Annotated in this window: 15 protein-coding genes; 9 read left to right on the forward strand and 6 right to left on the reverse strand. The window is 54.8% G+C overall.

Annotation, left to right across the window (positions count from 1 at the left end):
* Positions 1-897 (reverse strand): maleate cis-trans isomerase family protein, encoded by an 897-nt coding sequence (locus tag MJ601_RS07010; protein WP_281061215.1) that lies wholly within the window; start codon positions 895-897, stop codon positions 1-3.
* On the opposite strand from MJ601_RS07010, the gene MJ601_RS07015 reads away from it, so the two are divergent.
* The 4 genes from MJ601_RS07015 to MJ601_RS07030 all read left to right on the forward strand — a co-directional run bounded on the left by MJ601_RS07015 (position 890) and on the right by MJ601_RS07030 (position 6,809).
* Positions 890-1,933, forward strand: a complete 1,044-nt coding sequence (locus MJ601_RS07015) for a 2,5-dihydroxypyridine 5,6-dioxygenase NicX family protein (protein WP_242124730.1) — start codon at positions 890-892, stop codon at positions 1,931-1,933. The two genes, MJ601_RS07010 and MJ601_RS07015, sit on opposite strands and share 8 nt — an antisense overlap.
* Positions 1,930-2,547, forward strand: coding sequence for an isochorismatase family protein (locus MJ601_RS07020; protein ID WP_242124731.1), 618 nt, complete (start codon positions 1,930-1,932; stop codon positions 2,545-2,547). Before MJ601_RS07015 ends, MJ601_RS07020 begins: the two co-directional genes overlap by 4 nt.
* 231 nt (positions 2,548-2,778) lie before the next feature.
* Positions 2,779-3,282 carry a (2Fe-2S)-binding protein gene (locus MJ601_RS07025; RefSeq protein ID WP_242124733.1) on the forward strand — a complete coding sequence of 168 codons (504 nt, stop codon included), beginning with the start codon at positions 2,779-2,781 and terminating at the stop codon, positions 3,280-3,282.
* A complete protein-coding gene (locus MJ601_RS07030; protein WP_242124735.1) occupies positions 3,279-6,809 on the forward strand; it encodes a molybdopterin cofactor-binding domain-containing protein in 3,531 nt (1,176 codons plus the stop codon). The genes MJ601_RS07025 and MJ601_RS07030 overlap by 4 nt, the downstream gene beginning before the upstream one ends.
* Positions 6,810-6,922: 113 nt before the next feature.
* On the opposite strand, the gene MJ601_RS07035 is transcribed toward MJ601_RS07030, so the two are convergent.
* The 5 genes from MJ601_RS07035 to MJ601_RS07055 all read right to left on the reverse strand — a co-directional run bounded on the left by MJ601_RS07035 (position 6,923) and on the right by MJ601_RS07055 (position 11,848).
* Positions 6,923-7,123: a hypothetical protein gene (locus tag MJ601_RS07035; RefSeq protein ID WP_242124779.1), complete on the reverse strand. Its 201-nt coding sequence runs from the start codon at positions 7,121-7,123 to the stop codon at positions 6,923-6,925.
* A 182-nt stretch (positions 7,124-7,305) separates the two neighbouring features.
* Positions 7,306-7,566, reverse strand: coding sequence for a hypothetical protein (locus MJ601_RS07040; RefSeq protein ID WP_242124737.1), 261 nt, complete (start codon positions 7,564-7,566; stop codon positions 7,306-7,308).
* A gap of 45 nt (positions 7,567-7,611) precedes the next feature.
* Complete coding sequence (locus tag MJ601_RS22015) at positions 7,612-10,116, reverse strand: S9 family peptidase (RefSeq protein ID WP_242124740.1); 2,505 nt, start codon at positions 10,114-10,116, stop codon at positions 7,612-7,614.
* Positions 10,117-10,169: 53 nt separating this feature from the next.
* Positions 10,170-11,630 carry an asparagine synthase-related protein gene (locus MJ601_RS07050; protein ID WP_242124742.1) on the reverse strand — a complete coding sequence of 487 codons (1,461 nt, stop codon included), beginning with the start codon at positions 11,628-11,630 and terminating at the stop codon, positions 10,170-10,172.
* 71 nt (positions 11,631-11,701) lie between these two features.
* Positions 11,702-11,848, reverse strand: a complete 147-nt coding sequence (locus MJ601_RS07055) for a hypothetical protein (RefSeq protein ID WP_242124744.1) — start codon at positions 11,846-11,848, stop codon at positions 11,702-11,704.
* 143 nt (positions 11,849-11,991) lie between these two features.
* Here MJ601_RS07055 and MJ601_RS07060 point away from each other — a divergent pair, with 143 nt between their 5' ends.
* The 5 genes from MJ601_RS07060 to MJ601_RS07075 all read left to right on the forward strand — a co-directional run.
* Positions 11,992-12,792: a nucleotidyltransferase domain-containing protein gene (locus MJ601_RS07060; protein WP_242124746.1), complete on the forward strand. Its 801-nt coding sequence runs from the start codon at positions 11,992-11,994 to the stop codon at positions 12,790-12,792.
* Positions 12,793-12,809: 17 nt separating this feature from the next.
* Positions 12,810-13,394 carry a sulfotransferase family 2 domain-containing protein gene (locus tag MJ601_RS22080; RefSeq protein WP_491572889.1) on the forward strand — a complete coding sequence of 195 codons (585 nt, stop codon included), beginning with the start codon at positions 12,810-12,812 and terminating at the stop codon, positions 13,392-13,394.
* Positions 13,391-14,629 carry a beta-barrel domain-containing protein gene (locus MJ601_RS07065; RefSeq protein WP_242124748.1) on the forward strand — a complete coding sequence of 413 codons (1,239 nt, stop codon included), beginning with the start codon at positions 13,391-13,393 and terminating at the stop codon, positions 14,627-14,629. The genes MJ601_RS22080 and MJ601_RS07065 overlap by 4 nt, the downstream gene beginning before the upstream one ends.
* Positions 14,626-16,632, forward strand: a complete 2,007-nt coding sequence (locus tag MJ601_RS07070; RefSeq protein WP_281061216.1) for a peptidase domain-containing ABC transporter — start codon at positions 14,626-14,628, stop codon at positions 16,630-16,632. Before MJ601_RS07065 ends, MJ601_RS07070 begins: the two co-directional genes overlap by 4 nt.
* A 310-nt stretch (positions 16,633-16,942) precedes the next feature.
* The coding region (locus MJ601_RS07075) for a transposase (protein WP_242124750.1) at positions 16,943-17,189 on the forward strand (247 nt) is incomplete at its 3' end.

Here is a 17,189-nt window from a genome sequence, read left to right on the forward strand (position 1 = left end):
TCAGTAGGCGCCGGAAAGGAGCGCGCCGGCGCCGGGCACCACCGGCTCGAGTTCGAATGCGCGCAGCATCTGGAATGTCGTCGCGACGGCCGCGGTGACGACCGGCTTGCCGAAGCGTGCTTCGACGGTCGGGATCGCCGGCAGGGATGGCATCTGCACGCAGGCGGAAAGCACGATCGCTTCTGCATCGGCGATGTTCAGACGCGCGACGATGTCGGGCAGCTTCGCCGGATCGTGCCGCGCCACATCCAGATTGTCCGGGATCTCGAGGGCGATATGATCGACCACCTCGATCCCCTCCGCCTCGATATAATCGACCACCAGCTGGGTAAGCGGCTTCATGTAGGGCGCCACCAGCGCCACCTTTTTCAGTCCCATGTGATGCAGGCTGTCGACCAGGGCTCCGGCACTGGTGATCACGCGGATATCCGCGCCGGTTTCCTGGGTCCGGCTCTGCAGGCGCGCCTGGGACTGCCGGTGATAGCCAGGCCCCATGGCCATGATCGCGACGAGGCAGGCATATCCCAGGACATCCACGCGCGCATCGCTGAGTTCGACCGCGCAGCGATCCGATTCGGCATCCATGGCCGCCAGTTCTTCCTTGACCACCTTTTTCATACGCATACGGCTGGAATGAAAGGTGAAGCGCTCCGGCCTTATCAGCTCCCTCGCCCGCAACATGGCCGGAATTTCGGTTTCCATCGTGACATTGGAGCTTGGAACTATCTGCCCGATTTTGAATGATTTACTCAAGATCATCTCCCTTGGATGATGCGGCGAGCGAAAGGCGATTGACAACCCGCTACGCTTGACGTCTATTTGTTTGTAGACATACAAAATTCGTAATGTCCAGACGTTTTGTGAGAATGGCTTCCAAGGGGATGTGACGATGCCCATCAGCGATCATGAACTGACCGGCGCCTGGAGCCGCGTGCTCGATCTGAGCGGCGTGAAGCCGGGCCAGAACGTAACGATATTGACGGGTCCAGCCACGCATCCGCAGACGCTGCGCTGCGCGATCCATGCGGCACAGGCGGCTGGCGCGTTCGTCAACCGGCTCGACATGCTGCCCGTCAACGGCGCGCTGTCCCACAGTCGCGACCCTCTGGCCTATGTCGGTTCCACACCGCTCACCGGAAACCGGGCCGCGATGGAGATGTGCAAGGCGAGCGATCTGGTGCTCGACCTCATGTTGTTGCTGTTCTCGCCCGAGCAGGCGGAAATCCTTGATGCCGGCACCAGGATCCTGCTGGCCGTGGAGCCGCCTGAAGTGCTGGCGCGCATGGTGCCGACCATGGACGAGCGCGATGCCGTCCAGGCGGGCGCACGCCTGATCGAACGATCCAGCGTCATGCGGGTGACTTCGGCTTCCGGCACCGATCTTACCTGCCCCCTGGGACAATATCCGGCAGTGATGGAATATGGCTTTGTGGACGAGCCGGGCCGCTGGGACCACTGGCCCTCCGGCTTCGTGCTGACCTGGCCCAATGAGCAGGCGACGTCCGGCACCATCGTCATCGACCGCGGCGACATCCTGCTGCCGCAGAAATCCTATGTCGCTGCTCCCATCACGCTCACCGTCGAAAGGGGCTATGTGACCTGTATCGAAGGCGGGCTGGATGCCGATCTCCTGCGCGATTACATGGAAGGTTTCGACGACCCGGAGGGTTATGCGATCTCACACATAGGCTGGGGCCTTCAGAAGCGCGCGCGCTGGTCGACCATGGGCCTTTACGACAAGGAACAGACCATCGCCATGGACGCGCGAGCCTTCGCCGGAAACTTCCTGTTCTCGCTGGGCCCCAACACCGAAGTGGGCGGTGAACGCAATACCGCTTGCCATATCGACATTCCGCTGCGTCACTGCACAGTCGCACTGGACGACAAGCTCGTCGTCGAGAATGGCCGACTGGTGGAGGAGGTTCAAGCGTGAGCGGTGTGGACGTCTATGCCCGCCAGGGTTTCGGTGGCGCGCTCCGGCTGGCGCCTCCCTATGGACTCCTGCTGATCGACTTCGTGAACGGATTTGCCGATCCCGAAGCCTTTGGCGGCGGCAATATCGGCCCTGCGATCGCCCGCAGCGTCGACCTCCTGGCCTTCGCTCGCCAGGCCGGCTGGCCGGTGGCGCATAGCCGCATCGTCTTTGCGGACGATGGCGCCAATGCCAATATCTTCGCCGAAAAGGTGCCGAGCCTGCTCGCCTTGACCGAAGACAGCCGCGGAAGCCAGATCGTGGACGCACTGACACCCGCGCCGGGCGAATATGTGGTGCGAAAGACGGTGCCATCGGCCTTCTTCGGCACCGATCTTGCCGCATGGTACATGGCGCGGCAGATTCGTACGCTCGTCGTTGCAGGCTGCGTGACCTCGGGTTGCGTTCGCGCCAGCGTGGTCGATGCCATGTGCCATGGCCTGCGTCCCGTGGTAGTGGAGGATTGCGTGGGCGATCGGGCAATCGCGCCGCATGAGGCCAACCTGTTCGACATGCGCCAGAAAAATGCCGAAGTGATGTCGCTGGATGATCTGCTGCAAGTGACCGCATCATGACATCATGCGGGGGCGCGTTCCATTTCTGCCGTACCGGGGAGGCTACCCCGCTGCGGCGTGCCCCCCTCAAGGCCGTGATCGCACCACGTCCGATCGGTTGGATCTCGAGGCTCGCCGCGGACGGCACCGCCAATCTTGCGCCCTTCAGCTTCTTCGGCATGATTTGTGCCGCACCGCCGCTCGTCGCCTTTTCCATGCCCCGGCCGCCCCGGATCATCCAGGACTGATGTCATGAGCCAAGCGCCAGGATCGGACGCCCGTACCATTGGTTTCACGCTGAACGGGGAGGCTTTCGTCCCGGAGGTTGCTCCTCACACGCGCTTGCTGGAAGTGCTGCGCAACGATGCCGGACTGAACGGACCCAAATATGGTTGTGGTTACGGTCAATGTGGCGCCTGCGGGATATTGGTGGACGATCTGGCCGCAAGGGCCTGCATGTTGAGCGTTGCTGCCGTTGCCGGACGGCGCGTCACGACGCTGGAGGGGCTGGGTAGCCGTGACAAGCCCGGCCTGGTCCAGCGCGCGTTCATCGAAGGGCAGGGCGCGCAGTGCGGCTATTGCCTGAATGGCATGGTGGTGACGGCGCAGGCCCTGCTGCGCCACAACCCTGCCCCCGACCGGGCAGCCATCGCCCAGGCGTTGCGGCATAACCTGTGCCGATGCGGCACGCATGTGGAGATCGTGAACTCGGTAGAACTGGCCGTGCAGGCGCTCGCACGGGGGGAAACGCTTTGAGTTCGGCGATCGATCGGCTCAACTCCGCCGAAATCCTCGCATTGCCGGACGGTCTGGTCGTCCACGACCGCGAAGCCGATGGACGCGATTTGCCTTATATCGTGATCGATGCGGAAGGGCGCATCCATGGTTTCAACGGCCATGTCGACCTGGGGACCGGAATACGCACCGCATTGGCCCAGATCGTCGCCGAGGAACTGGATGCCGATCCTGCGAGCGTGCGAATTCTTCTGGGCGATACCGCCCGTACGCCCAACCAGGGCGCAACGATCGCCAGCGACACCGTCCAGACCAGCGCGGTGCCGCTTCGTGCCGCAGCCGCGCAGGCGCGCGCGGCGCTTCTGGGTCTCGCCGCGCGAAGCCTCTCGGTCCCACCGGAAGACTTGCGCATCGATGACGGCGCCATAGCCCACGGCAACCATGCGCTGTCCTTCGCGGAGCTTCTGAAGGGGCAGCGCATCCGCCTCCGGCTCGACCGGACGCAGGCGGTCAAGGACCCCCAAAGCTATTCCATTGTCGGCAAATCCGCCGCAAGGGTCGACATTCCGGACAAGGTCACTGGCGAATTGACCTTCGTTCACGACATGCGTGTGGAGGGCATGCTGCACGGCCGGGTGGTGCGCCCGCCCTATGCCGGGATCGATGGCGGCGACTTTGTGGGCACCAGCCTGATCTCGGTCGACCGCGCATCGGTTGCCCACCTGCCGGGTATCGTGGCCGTGGTCACCGAAGGCGATTTCGTGGGCGTAGTCGCGGAGCGTGAGGAAATCGCCGAGCTGGCGATGCACTTGCTGGCGGTCGAGTGGAAGCCGGCCCCACCGCTGCGCGATATGGAAAATCTGGCCGACGCGATCGGCGCCAATCCCAGCCAGGCCCGCCACCTGCACGAGCAAGGCGACGTAGACGCCGCCATCGCCGATGCCGCCACGCCGATGGACCGGACCTATGTCTGGCCCTACCAGATGCACGCTTCCATCGGTCCGTCCTGCGCGGTCGCGGAGTGGCGCGATGGATTTTTGCGCGTCTGGAGCGGCACGCAGAACCCGCATCCGATGCGCGCCGATCTGGCGCGCCTGCTCGACATTCCCGTGGAGTGCGTGGACGTGGTGCGCATGGAGGCATCGGGCTGCTATGGCCGCAACTGCGCCGATGACGTGACCGCCGACGCCGCGCTGCTGGCCCGGGCCGCCGGCGCTCCGGTGCGGGTTCAGTTGACGCGCGAGCAGGAGCATTTGTGGGAGCCCAAGGGTACAGGGCAACTCATGCAGGTGCGCGGCGCTCTGGATGCTGCCGGGGCGGCGCTGGCCTATGACTATAAATCCCGATACCCTTCCAATGGCGCGCCGACGCTGGCCCTGCTGCTGACCGGCAAGCTACCCAACCAGCCTGAAACCTGGGAGATGGGAGACCGTACTTCGGTCGCCCCCTATGCCTATCCCAACAAGCGCGTGGTGATCCATGACACGCCGCCGATCGTCCGGGCATCCTGGCTGCGCGGGGTCTCCGCATTGCCCAGCAGCTTCGCGCACGAAAGCTGGATCGACGAAGCGGCCGCCATGGCGGGGGTCGATCCGGTCGAGTATCGCCTGCGCTATCTTACCGACAAGCGCGGCATTGCCGTCGTCGAGGCGACGGCGGAGCGCAGCGGCTGGACCCCGCATACCCGGCCGCAGACAATCCCGCGCGAGGGTGATTGGCTGCGCGGTCGCGGTTTCGCCTATGCCCTCTACGTTCATTCCAAATTCCCGGGCTATGGCGCCGCATGGGCGGCGTGGGTCGCGGATGTCGCGGTGAACGCACGCACCGGCGAAGTGCGGGTCGAAAAGGTGACGGTGGGGCATGATGCTGGCCTGATGATCAATCCCGACGGGGTGCGTCACCAGATTCACGGCAATGTCATCCAGTCGACCTCCCGCGCCCTCATGGAACAGGTGCCGTTCGACCAAAGCGGCGTCGCTGCGCTGGAGTGGAGCAACTATCCGCTCATCACGTTCCCGGACGTGCCCGAAATCGATGTGCTGATGGTACCGCGTCCCGATGAACCGCCGCTCGGCGCTGGCGAAAGCGCGTCAGTCCCCAGCGCCGCCGCGATCGCCAATGCGCTCTATGACGCGACCGGCATCCGTTTTCGCGAGCCACCCTTCACTCCGGAGAAGATTCGCGCCGCACTGGCGGAAAGGGGGCTTCTCCTCGCCCCGGAGCCGTCGGGACCGCCTCCTGCGCCGAAAACCATCGCCCGCAAATGGCGGTGGAGCCTGTCCGGCCTTGGGGCGGGGCTCGCGGCCGGATTCGCCATCGCCATGCCATGGCGTCCTGCGATCCCGTCCGGTTCGCTTCCGCCTCCCGGTTTTTACAGTCCCCAAACGCTGGAACGCGGGCGTCAGCTTGCCGCGGCTGGCGACTGCGCGGTATGCCACACGGCCGAGGGCGGCGAGACGAACGCAGGCGGACGTCCGATGGAGACCCCCTTCGGCATCGTCTACTCCACCAACATCACCCCTGATCCGGTAAACGGGATCGGCAATTGGTCCCTGCCTGCCTTCACGCGCGCCATGCGCGAGGGCATTTCGCGTGATGGACGGCATCTTTACCCGGCCTTTCCCTATACGGCGTTCGCAAAGCTGAGCGATACGGATATCGAGGCGCTCTACGCCTATCTGACAAGCCGGCCCGCGGTCGACAATGCTCCACCCCGGACGCGGCTGGCGTTCCCCTTCAACATGCGGGCCGGGCTTGCCGCATGGAACGCGACCTTCCACGATCCCCGTCCCTGGCGCGACGATCCCGCGCGATCGGCGCAGTGGAACAGAGGGGGATATCTGGTCGAGGGCGCGGGTCATTGCAGCGCATGCCACACCCCCCGCAACATCGCAGGCGCCGAGGTCAAGGGCCGTGGTCGCTACGCCGGAGCGCTGGTCGATGGCTGGTGGGCGCCTGCCTTGTCGGCCGATCATGCGGACGGAGTGCCCTGGTCGGAGCAGGATTTCTATGAATATCTGCGCCATGGCCAGTCGGCGCGACACGGGGTTGCCGGGGGTCCGATGGCACCGGTGATAGAGGAATTGCAGGCGTTGCCGGATGCCGACCTGCACGCGATGGCGGCATATCTCGCTTCCCTCGGTCATGAGAAGGTCGCGTTGGAAAATCAGGAGGATGCCGTCACCCGGCTGGAAGCGCTGGCGCAGGACGAGGCGACAGCGCTGAAAGGCAGCGGCGCCCGCGCGTTCGAAACGGCTTGCGCGGTGTGCCATGTCGCAGGTCCGGTACCGACCTTCGGGGCGCGACCGTCGCTTGCGGTCAACAGCGCGGTTCGCGCACCGGTCCCCGACAATCTCATACGAACGATCCTATATGGGGCAGACAGCCGATCATTCCCCGCCAGAGGGGCCATGCCGGGCTTTTCCAAGGCCATGAGCGATCAGCAGCTCGAAGAGCTGGTCCGCTATGTGCGTGCTCGCTTTGCTTCCGACAAGCCAGCCTGGACCGACATAAAAAGGGCTATCAGTTCGGCAAGGCACAAACATTGAATTGACGCCATGGCCGGGACGGCTGACACTGATGCTAGGTTTCGTGGACAAGGTGTAGCCACAGCCATGCTGATGCGAGGCGGGCGAAGCCGAGATAGGAGCTTTTGCTCTTGTCATATCGGGTAGCGACGCGCCGCCAGTTCCTGAGCTTGTTGAACAGCCGTTGAGTTGCGCAGACGATATTTCCAGCGATCCTGCAAGCCATGTGCGCCGGCCGTTTTTGCAGGGATCACGGCCTGGGTACGGGCCACGGCAATTTCGGCGCGGATGTGCAGCAATGATGACAGAGCGCAAGACCGCGAGCGTCCCGACATGTTCCGCATCATACCATCAGAACCGATGGGAATTGTGGGAACATCGTGGTATCGGATTTCAAGATTTCTTAAATTATCGCAAAAAAACAAAGCGATAAATCGCTTGACTGGTGACCCCTACGGGAATTTCGCATTTCAAATAAGCCATTAATAAATAAGGATAATACAATAACTATTACAACTTATACCATCGCATAACCCATCATGACTCTGGGGTTTTGCGATACGAACTGAGCGGTGAGCGTACGAATCACAAATATTGCCGATGCCATGGCAGTGTAGCGACCACCTTCACGGCGCGGTCGGGCCGTCCAGTCCCAGTTCGCCGACTGCCACATGCCTGACAGCGTTTCCGCATTGACCACGCCCATCACCGCAGCAGGGCAAGCGCGATCTGCTCGCCCGTGAACTTCGACTTCTTCATGCAAAATCTCCACCTCCACTCAGTTTCAATTTTGCCAGTTTTCTCTCATTCTCGCTGGAGGCATTTACCGGGACAGGGTCACTTTCAAAGACTTGTCGAACCATCCAGATATCTCTTTAAATATCTGGCGAACATTCGCAGGGGATAATGATAGAGAATGATTTTCTCCCCAAAAATGGAGAAGTCGTGCAGTCTTTCCTTCGCGATAAAGCTCGAAGAAGAACGGGTCGGCTTGTTCGAATCCGCCGCGTGAATCGTACTCGCCCTGAATCATAAGAAGGGGGACTTTTACGTTTCTTACGTGCGTAATAGGAGAACTACGCGCATAGAGATCCGGATTCTCTGACGGTGTAGTGTGAAACCGCAGGGCAGTTTCAGCTATAACTGCGTTCTCAGAGGCATCTTTCTCAAAACCTGGGTAACGTCGACCGCCTGTTGAAAGAGTGCCATGAAACGTAGTCATATTGGTGATCCCGGATAACCCAACAGCCGCTGCAAACCGATCCGTCTGCGTGATAAGGCCGTATACACTGTAACCACCATAACTTTGCCCGAAGAGACCAAGGCGGTGAGGATCGGCGATACCCAGCGCGATTAACTTATCAACTGCGGGCAAAACCCCACTTGTCAGAGAAGGATAAGGGTCATTTGAGCTAGGCGAATGTGGAACCGGCACGGAGGGCACCAAGATCACGTACCCGAGTGAGGCGTAAAGCTGTAAATTGTATATGCCGGGCAAATAAGGGTTCAGCCAGTAATCATTCTCATCCCGTACCCGATAGCCCCCGTACACCCAAACAAGCATCGGATAAGTATGAGATGGAATGTAATCAGGTGGCAAAATGACAGCGGCCTTCAAAGGCGAGCCGTCAGCACCAACATAATCGATTATTCTTGTCTCTCCCCAACGCACGCCAGCGAGATGTTGGTTCAAATGGAAAATTATCGCTGAAGTGCCTCCGTTCCAAGATCTAGAATAAACGCGGACTCCTTTTTGGGTTGGCTCCTGCCATATGAGACCATCGCAATCAGAAGCTAATATAGTGGCGGACCTTGAGATGCTAAATCGCTCAGAATTTGAAACGGATATCCTATAGACGTCCAAAGCATTATCGCGGCGCGTTACGGCTGGCTTCGGTTCACGAGAGCATCGCCCTTCTATTGGGCGGCGGCTTGCTTTATCATAAAACCGCTCCAACCGGCTTTGTGCGACCTCATATCTCACGCGATCCCGCCCGGAAAAGCCTACAATTTCGCGGTTCGCTAGTCGATAAAGTGTTTGAGGTGGTAGTTCACCTTCAAAGGGAATGGGAACTGGTGCAGCATTCCTGTCCACGAGCCACCAATTATTCTGATCCTCTCCTGAATCCCCTAAGCGTCCATATACGAGGAGTTTAGACCCTATCCAGAAGACATTCTGCTCCGGCACCTCCGTGGTTCCAACACGAAGAGATATGCCCATTCGTTCAACACGATTATTTTTTACGGTTACTGAAAATAGGCTGCCAGCAAATAAATCTGCTCGTTCCCGTGCCCTAAAAGCGAAGTTTTTCCCGTCATCCGACCACCCACTGAAATCTAGAGGGTACTTGGCTGCGTCTGGTAGCGAAATCCAAGAAAGGCTTGGTTTTTCAAGGTTAACCATGCCCAATCGTTTTTGAACGCGCCATTCGCCATCATTAATCGGTCGCGTTCCAACGACATTCGGCGGAATCGCTCCAACTGGAGTTAAAATTGCGGCCTGCGTTTTATCAGGCGACAGAGCAACTGTCAGAGATCCGTTAAATGGAAAATTTGGTATGCTTGCGATAATCTTACTCTGTCGAGTAAATATATCGATAAGTGCCAATTGGACCACCGGTAGGGAAGATAACTCAGAATCTTCTGTATTTCCGCTATTGGACGCACTGAATGTTGCCTCCATTCCATTGCGGATTTTCCCGACTGTCGCCACAGATTCGACCGCAAAATGCGTATAGTGATCAATCATGGGTGACGCTTGGCCCAGTGGCATAAGGATCGCTAAAATTCGCCGATTATCAAGCCAGATAAACGGTGCGTTCTCCTCATCAGGGCGGCATGGGGCTACCAAATCCCCGTCTTCTCCCCTAATATCGATACGGTGGAGAGGCGAACCGTAACGAGTTTGGGTCGCAATCGCCCTGTCGCTCAATCGATGCAGTTCGTCGCCGGTAGCTGATGACACATACAATCGCACATTATCTCCACCACGCGGTTCTTGACCTTCGGGCTTAGTCGAAAGCATTGCAATCCACTTTCCATCTGGACTCCAGTTTGGACACCAATAGCCCGCCGCGGCGCTTCCGCCGTTAGTGATGTTGAGGCGGTTTGCACCATTGCGATCAATCGTCCAAATGTCGTTACGAGAGGGATCGACGTCATAGCTTTCGCGCCCATAAACTTCACCCGCAGTCGCCGGCCGCTGAATTGACAACGCAATTTTTCGGCCATCGGGCGATATGGCGAGTGCATCGACAGACACTGTCTTCAGCACGTCATCAATCGAAAGTGGCTTCGCTGAAAGGACACTCGGCTCAAACGTGACCACGATAATTGTCCAGAAGAGCAGAAAACGTGTCACTTTTATTAAGTACGTCGACCTCATTGGTCCAGACGGTTCATCAAATTTTTCATCACTACTTCCAACTTTAGTGCTCCATAAAGTTGCATGCGTAGGTCGCTAGGAAAACCCTTAACCATTGCCTCCCTAGCGTCGACAAGCAATCTATTCACGTCAAAGACGCCGTAATCTCCGAGAACAGATTCACCAAATGCATCATCGAAATCTGTCCTAACCAAATCCTGTTCGAAACTATGTCCGTAATGTTCATAGTATCTGGGGTAAATGAACCCATCGCTAAGGCCCGCACGCACCAATGTGAAACGATGAATTTGGCGCTTTTCTTTGAGTTTGATGGGCAAGGCTCGACAGAAATCAACGACTCGTTGATTGGCCATAGGGGACACAGGCCAGCATCCTCGACGCAAGAACATATCACTCCGGCCCGCTACGGTCACGATAGCTGAAGATGCGATATTTCCTGGAACCTCCCAGTCCATTCGTAAAAAACTGTTATCTTTGACTAACTCATCACCCCCAACACCAGTAAAAATAACGTCAAATGGTCCGCCTGGATGTCGGTCAAATGCTCGAACACAGGGAAGTCGGTACATGTCATCGCATGGCGTCACCGTGCATTCCTTAGCAGTCAGTAAGGATGAAAACGGCCCCACGTCATAGGACGAGCCAGTATGATCATCCAAGCCGAGCAACGATATAATCTCATTTCTCCGGTTTGCTTGTTGCACCCCCAAAGGAGGCGCATGGACGACAGCATAGGAATGCATTCTGTGCCTAGTCGTAGATGCTGCTATCGCAACAACTGAAGAATCTAGCCCGCCGCTCAGTTCAAGGATTGGATTGCAAGCCCTTTTCAAATGGAGATTCATCACTTCTCCCAGCAAGCGTACAAATTCTTCTGTTACCATAGCCCCATCGGCTAACGACGCAGGCTGCACAACCGGCAGATGGATGGCTTCACGAAACCGCAATTCACCCTGCTCCAAACGCACTAATTCGCCTGGCCACAGTGAAAAAACGCCACTGATAACTTGTTCCCGAATTTGACCTTCACCCTCCATGATGAAAATCCGGCAACTCTCCTTATTTGGTAGGATCTGCGGAAGAGAACGCGCAACCTCTTCAAAATTCCACGACATTATCAAGCGTCCGCCACTGAAGGCCACGTATATGGCGCAGCCAGCGCAGGCGGTTCTTTCGATTTCAATCGCATTCCCCAGGCGATGCGGATCCCACTTAATCGTGATCCCCTGACCAACTACCGCTTGGCGGAACGAATCTGATGTGTCCGAGAAGAGTGGCGGCACAATTGCTTCTTCGGACACGCATATGCGCCAGCCCGCACCACCGTGGTCATCAATCGAGAAATTGAGATGGTCAGTAGGAAAGCCAACTATGGAACTTTCGCCAAAACTCACCAGACGATCTTCTACAGTAATGGGGAAACCAAGATCCTTGACGAATATAGCGGCCGTAAGCATCTAAGCCCCCATCTAAAAAGGGGAGCGATCGCTCGCTCCCCAAAATAACCATATGTCCATTATCAAAAAAATTAACTAAAATCGCGGCCGCCATTATCAACAGACGACGTTCTCTTGCTGGCAACTTTACTTGCGGCAGCACCCGCGACAGCCTTAATTTCGGCTGCGTTCAGCGTACGTAGCGGAGATGAAAAGACCTTCTTGTCGCGCTTGGTCACCATAATTCTCCCTAACAAAGCCTATTGGCCTCAATAGGTTACCACGCGAACGCGGGCTGTCAACACCCACAAGCAATTAGAAATCTCCAATTTGGATGCTTTGCTCGCGCTGTTGACACCAGCTGATTCCCGGACGAATTCTGATGGTTATGGTTATGCGCGAAAAGATGACTCTACCCGCAGATATCCTTGAGCACATGGATTGGCGAGCGAAGCAGATTGCTAAGGACGGCGGCATTTATGCCTCACGTTCTGCAGCAAGAAGGTATGTTTGTGAACGTCATCCTGATGCTGCTTGTGCCTATCTGACCGGATCCTATGCCACAGGGAGGCCGACTCCGACTTCCGATCTCGATGTCTACGTAATAAACAACATAGTATCGTTCCCTTTACGGGAATTCTTAATTGTAGATGGATATCCCATACAGGCGACGATCATGAACTCACTCGATATCCACGAGAGGATCAGTTCTTCAAAGGTGCGTCGAGAGATGGGGTTATTACCAGCTATTGAGGCGGCAATTTTTATACATGGCTCGAAGTCAATGTTTAAGCGGATTGTTGCCCGGGCGCGTCGCGTTCGGAGCAGTGCTCCGAGGCGAGATGCATTGAGTATCCGCTTTTATAGTACGGAACTCTTATGTCATCATCTCAAACTGTTTCGCAAGCTCGACCCAGCTGATCGTATTGATGTCGTAATGAAACTGGTTGGAGCTGCAGGCGACCTCATACAATCGCGAGAGGGGGTGTTGCGCACAAGTCAAGCGCAATATGAACCGGTCCTGCGGCATTCTAACCACTATAACAACATTATCTCTCATGTCAGCAAGGCAATAGAGGGCGATGTGCGTCCACTCATGGAAGCCACTTGGGATTTATTATGTTCGGATGAACATTATAAATATCCGTCTTTTCAAAGCGAAATCATTCCCATGAATCTTTAATATAGTGGTATGATAATATGCACGTTATCCATCAAGAAAGAGTCATAATCATTCATATCCCTAAAACGGGGGGGACATCCGTATCCGTCGCGGCCGGATGTGGAGATACGGGATATTCGCGTATTGCACATATAACGCCGGCCGTGGCTAAAAGATATTTTTTTCAAAATGATTGGGATCATTTTTTTTCGTTCACAATAGTTCGAAATCCTTGGTTACGATATCTTTCTCTTTACAAATATCAGCGAAGCTCTTTCTATGGAAAGCTTACCGATCAAAATCTATCGTACAGATTGGCATCGAGCCTTAGCTTCGAAGAATGGTGTGGGTACAATATAGATGCCACCGATAAATCACGTTGGTTTGGAGTGCCGCAAAGTGAATGGTGGAAAGATGTGACCCAAGTTTACCGTATGGAGAGCGATTTGGAGCAAATTGAGGTTGACCTTGCAAGAAGGTTACGGAGACCTGTATCAATACCCCATCTCAATAGATCGAATGGAATATTACCGAAAATGCCGTCACGTCTGATTTCATTCGTCGGTACCATTGACCATGAAACGATAGAGAAGTTTGAATATAGGAATCCTGCGAATTTATGAGCGACAGGAGTTTCTTTCGGCAAGAGGCCTTAGAACAACGCAGTGAACGCTTACCTGGTCAAATTCATATCACTATACCTTTGTCATGGCAGGCCTTTGGATTATTTTTGTTGGCTATGCTTATTGCAGCAACGGCATGGCTATTTACAGCTTCATATTCTCAGACTGTGCAAGTTTCTGGGGTAATTACACCGAGTAGCGGCCTTATCCATATCAGATCGACGCGTGGAGGGAGGATAGTGAGTCTTCTCGTTAGTGAAGGGCAGTTCGTTCGGAAAGGGCAAGCGTTAGCGCAGGTTGACGTCCAAGAGCGTAATGAGTCGGGCCTAAGCGCGCAGATGACAATAATCTCTTCTCTTCGGCGGCAGGAAATCGCGCTCGAGGCCCAGGGTAAGTCGGTAAAATCAGCTTCTAAATCCAATCGAGATGCACTGCATGCGCAGATTACGGGCCTCTCTGAAGAGATTGAAATGCTAAAATTGCAAGTTAAATCTCAGGAGCGTCTCGTAACTATGGCTCAAGATCAAGTTGAATTAACAAAAAATGTAGCCTCGAAAGGATTTGTGAGTAAGCGATATTTATCGGGGATCGAAGAAGATCTATTATTGAAGCAGCAGCAGTTGTACTCATTGAGGCAGTCGTTTTCTTCAAAGAGCTCCCAGTTAAATCAGGCTCTTCATGCCGCCGAGGAAGAGAAAGACCGATCTCTCAGCGAAAGTTCAGGCCTTGAAGCTGCGCGTCAAGCTGTTGAGCGTGATGCAGCTGCGGTGCAGGGTGATCGTGAATATTGGCTTTACTCGCCTATCGATGGTCAAATTTCATCCCAAGGCGTCAAGCATAATGATCTTGTATCGGCTCAGGAAGACATGATGCTTATCACTCCAAGCGAAAGTAAGCTCAACGCCCAGTTGCGCGTCCCAGCCACCGCCATCGGTTTTATGCGACCAGGGCAAAAAATCCAGATTGCGCTCGATTCATATCCTTACGAGCGATTCGGCACTATCGTCGGACGCGTGCAGGCGCTTGCGTCCGCCCCAACCTTGCGCTCAGTTGAAAGTGAGACAAGCGGCCCCTCTTACAGCGCGATCGCTCAAATCGATCAATCATGGATTGGCGCTTACGGTCAAAAGCAGAATCTGCTCCCTGGTATGACTTTTAAAGCGCGGGTGATTATCGGCCGTCGATCGCTGATCGAATGGCTGTTTGACCCCCTCTTTGCGGTCGCTCAACCATGAAGCCTGAGTTTGATCTAGGCCTGTTTCAGCGTCGACGAATACGCCATGTCCGGCAGACAGAGCTTGCGGAGTGCGGCTTGGCCTGCTTATCGATGATAGCTACCTATCATGGCCTTGCAATTTCCCTCGCCGTCTTAAGGCGACGCTTCACGCCGTCCACTAGGGGCGTCTCACTGCAATCGCTAATCGATTCATCGTATCATCTTGGACTCGATACACGTGCAGTTAAGGTGGATTTGGATGAGTTGCGATACCTGAAACTTCCCGCGATTTTGCATTGGGACATGGATCACTATGTGGTGTTAGAGCGCCTGAATCGCTTTGGCTTGTTAATTCACAACCCAGCGAGTGGATCGTCATGGATGCCGATGACAGTGGTCTCGCAGCATTTTACTGGCGTCGCATTGGAACTTGCGCCCGCTCCCGACTTCCAAATTGGGGAAGCCTCTTCCAAATTACGTTTGCGGACCTTATGGAGCCGGGTTAGTGGATTGAAGAGGGCAATTTCGCAGACTATTATATTATCACTTCTATTACAAATATTTTCGTTAATTATGCCATACTATCTTCAGATAACCGTCGATAGTGTTCTTCCGGAGTTGAATATAGGCTTTATCAGTGTTTTGGCATTTGGCTTTATTATTGTCGCTATTTCGAGCGGAGTGACAGCGCTTCTTCGCTCAGCGGTATTGTTATCAATGGGATCATCTTTCGGATACGGGTTATCCTCGAATATAGCGCGCAAACTCCTTAGGCTCCAAGTGGATTGGTACAGCAAAAGGCGAGTAGGTGATATACTGTCGAGATTTCAATCAATTATCCCCATTAGGAAAATGCTAACGGAAGATGCGCCAGCAGCATTTCTTGACGGAGCGTTAGCTATTTTAACAATAACTCTGATGATCGCGTATTCAACGCAATTATCGTTTGTTTCTTTAATTTCTATTTCACTCATCGCTTTATTACGGATTATTTTATACAAGCCGCAACGTGACGCTCAAGAGGAATTAATTATTGCCGTTGGACGGGAGCAATCTCTACTTATCGAATCTCTGCGAGGTATCCGGCCGCTCAGGCTGGCTGGCGGTGAAATGTTCAGACATTCAATGTGGCAATCGAGAATGGTCGATGTCATCAACGGATCTGCGCGGTATCAGCGATTAATCAACTGGCAAACCCATACTCAGACCGCAATTCTCGCAATTGAGAATGTCATTTCAGTTTGGATTGCTGTTGGAATAGTCATTCGCGGCGGTTTCAGCACAGGGATGATATTTGCATTTTTGGCATATAAAGCCCAGTTTTTCACGGCGGCGCTATCTCTGATGGCGAAACTGAACGACTTTCGGTTGTTAGACCTTCATCTGGAACGCTTATCGGACATCGTTCTTTCTCCTGACGATGTTGCATTTAAGCAAGATGAGAGGGAAGCAAGGACTCTGAAAGGCGAGATCACGCTGCATAACGTCAAATTTCGCTATACTGAGGATGATCCATTTATTTTGAAGGGTGTTGATGTAACAATCTCTGAAGGAGAGTTTATAGCAATAACGGGGGCATCAGGTGGAGGAAAATCCACGCTTGTTAACATAATTTTGGGTCTGTTTTTTCCTACAGATGGCATGATCCATATAGATGGAATGGAGTTGAATAAATTCGGTTATAAGAATTATCGATCTCAGACTGCTGCTGTTCTTCAGGATGATGCTCTATTTTCCGGTTCGTTAGCGGATAATATTTCCTTGTTTGAAGAAAAGGTAGATTTCGATTTTTTAAGGGAGTGCGCCAAAGCGGCGGGTATTCATGATGATATCGTCATGATGCCAATGGGATACAACACTTTAGTGGGTGAGTTGGGCCATTCTCTTTCTGGAGGTCAAAGGCAGCGTATTCTACTGGCTCGTGCTTTATATCGCAAACCACGCCTTCTAATAATGGATGAGGGCACGTCTCAACTGGATACGGAAAAAGAATTGGAAATAAATGCATCGATAAAAAATTAGGCATTACTCGAATTATCGTTGCACATAGACAAGAGACGATAGACGCAGCGGATAGAGTTTATTTACTCAAAGATGGCGTTCTATTCGAAAGACATTAATATTCATATCGTGGAAACTTGGATTGCCTTTGTCATCGTGTAAATGCCGTGCAGATCAGGGGCGGAAGTGTGAGTCTTATGAAACCTATGCGCAGGTGGGCGTAGACAGGCGCGTCAAATTGCTGATCCTATGAGCTGGAGACCCGCAAAAACCGTTCGTGTTTTGTCGGCTATGATGGTTCATCGATCGGGAGCAATCATGGAGAGCCGTGGTGGATCCCAAGTCTCTGTTCAGTTTGAGCGATCATCTCGAGGCCTTGAGCGAGGATGGCGACCCGCTGGAGGTTTTGCAGCAGACAGTGGACTTCGAGTATTTCCGCAGTTGGCTGGTTGGGGGACTGGCCTACGGCGACGGCGCCAAGGGTGGCCGCCCGCCCTTCGACCCGGTCATGATGTTCAAGGCCCTGATCCTGCAGGCGCAGCACAACCTGTCGGATGCGCGGATGGAATTCATGATCC

Source organism: Sphingobium trunci, assembly GCF_022664535.1.
GTDB lineage: Bacteria > Pseudomonadota > Alphaproteobacteria > Sphingomonadales > Sphingomonadaceae > Sphingobium.

Excerpts from the sequence above, each read along its gene's own strand:
- MJ601_RS07015 (WP_242124730.1), top strand. The coding sequence starts at position 890 with ATGCCCATCAGCGATCATGAACTGACCGGCGCCTGGAGCCGCGTGCTC.
- MJ601_RS07010 (WP_281061215.1), bottom strand. The coding sequence starts at position 897 with ATGGGCATCGTCACATCCCCTTGGAAGCCATTCTCACAAAACGTCTGG.
- MJ601_RS07025 (WP_242124733.1), top strand. The coding sequence starts at position 2,779 with ATGAGCCAAGCGCCAGGATCGGACGCCCGTACCATTGGTTTCACGCTG.
- MJ601_RS07035 (WP_242124779.1), bottom strand. The coding sequence starts at position 7,123 with ATGTCGGGACGCTCGCGGTCTTGCGCTCTGTCATCATTGCTGCACATC.
- MJ601_RS07050 (WP_242124742.1), bottom strand. The coding sequence starts at position 11,630 with ATGCTTACGGCCGCTATATTCGTCAAGGATCTTGGTTTCCCCATTACT.
- MJ601_RS07060 (WP_242124746.1), top strand. The coding sequence starts at position 11,992 with ATGGTTATGGTTATGCGCGAAAAGATGACTCTACCCGCAGATATCCTT.
- MJ601_RS22080 (WP_491572889.1), top strand. The coding sequence starts at position 12,810 with ATGCACGTTATCCATCAAGAAAGAGTCATAATCATTCATATCCCTAAA.
- MJ601_RS07065 (WP_242124748.1), top strand. The coding sequence starts at position 13,391 with ATGAGCGACAGGAGTTTCTTTCGGCAAGAGGCCTTAGAACAACGCAGT.
- MJ601_RS07070 (WP_281061216.1), top strand. The coding sequence starts at position 14,626 with ATGAAGCCTGAGTTTGATCTAGGCCTGTTTCAGCGTCGACGAATACGC.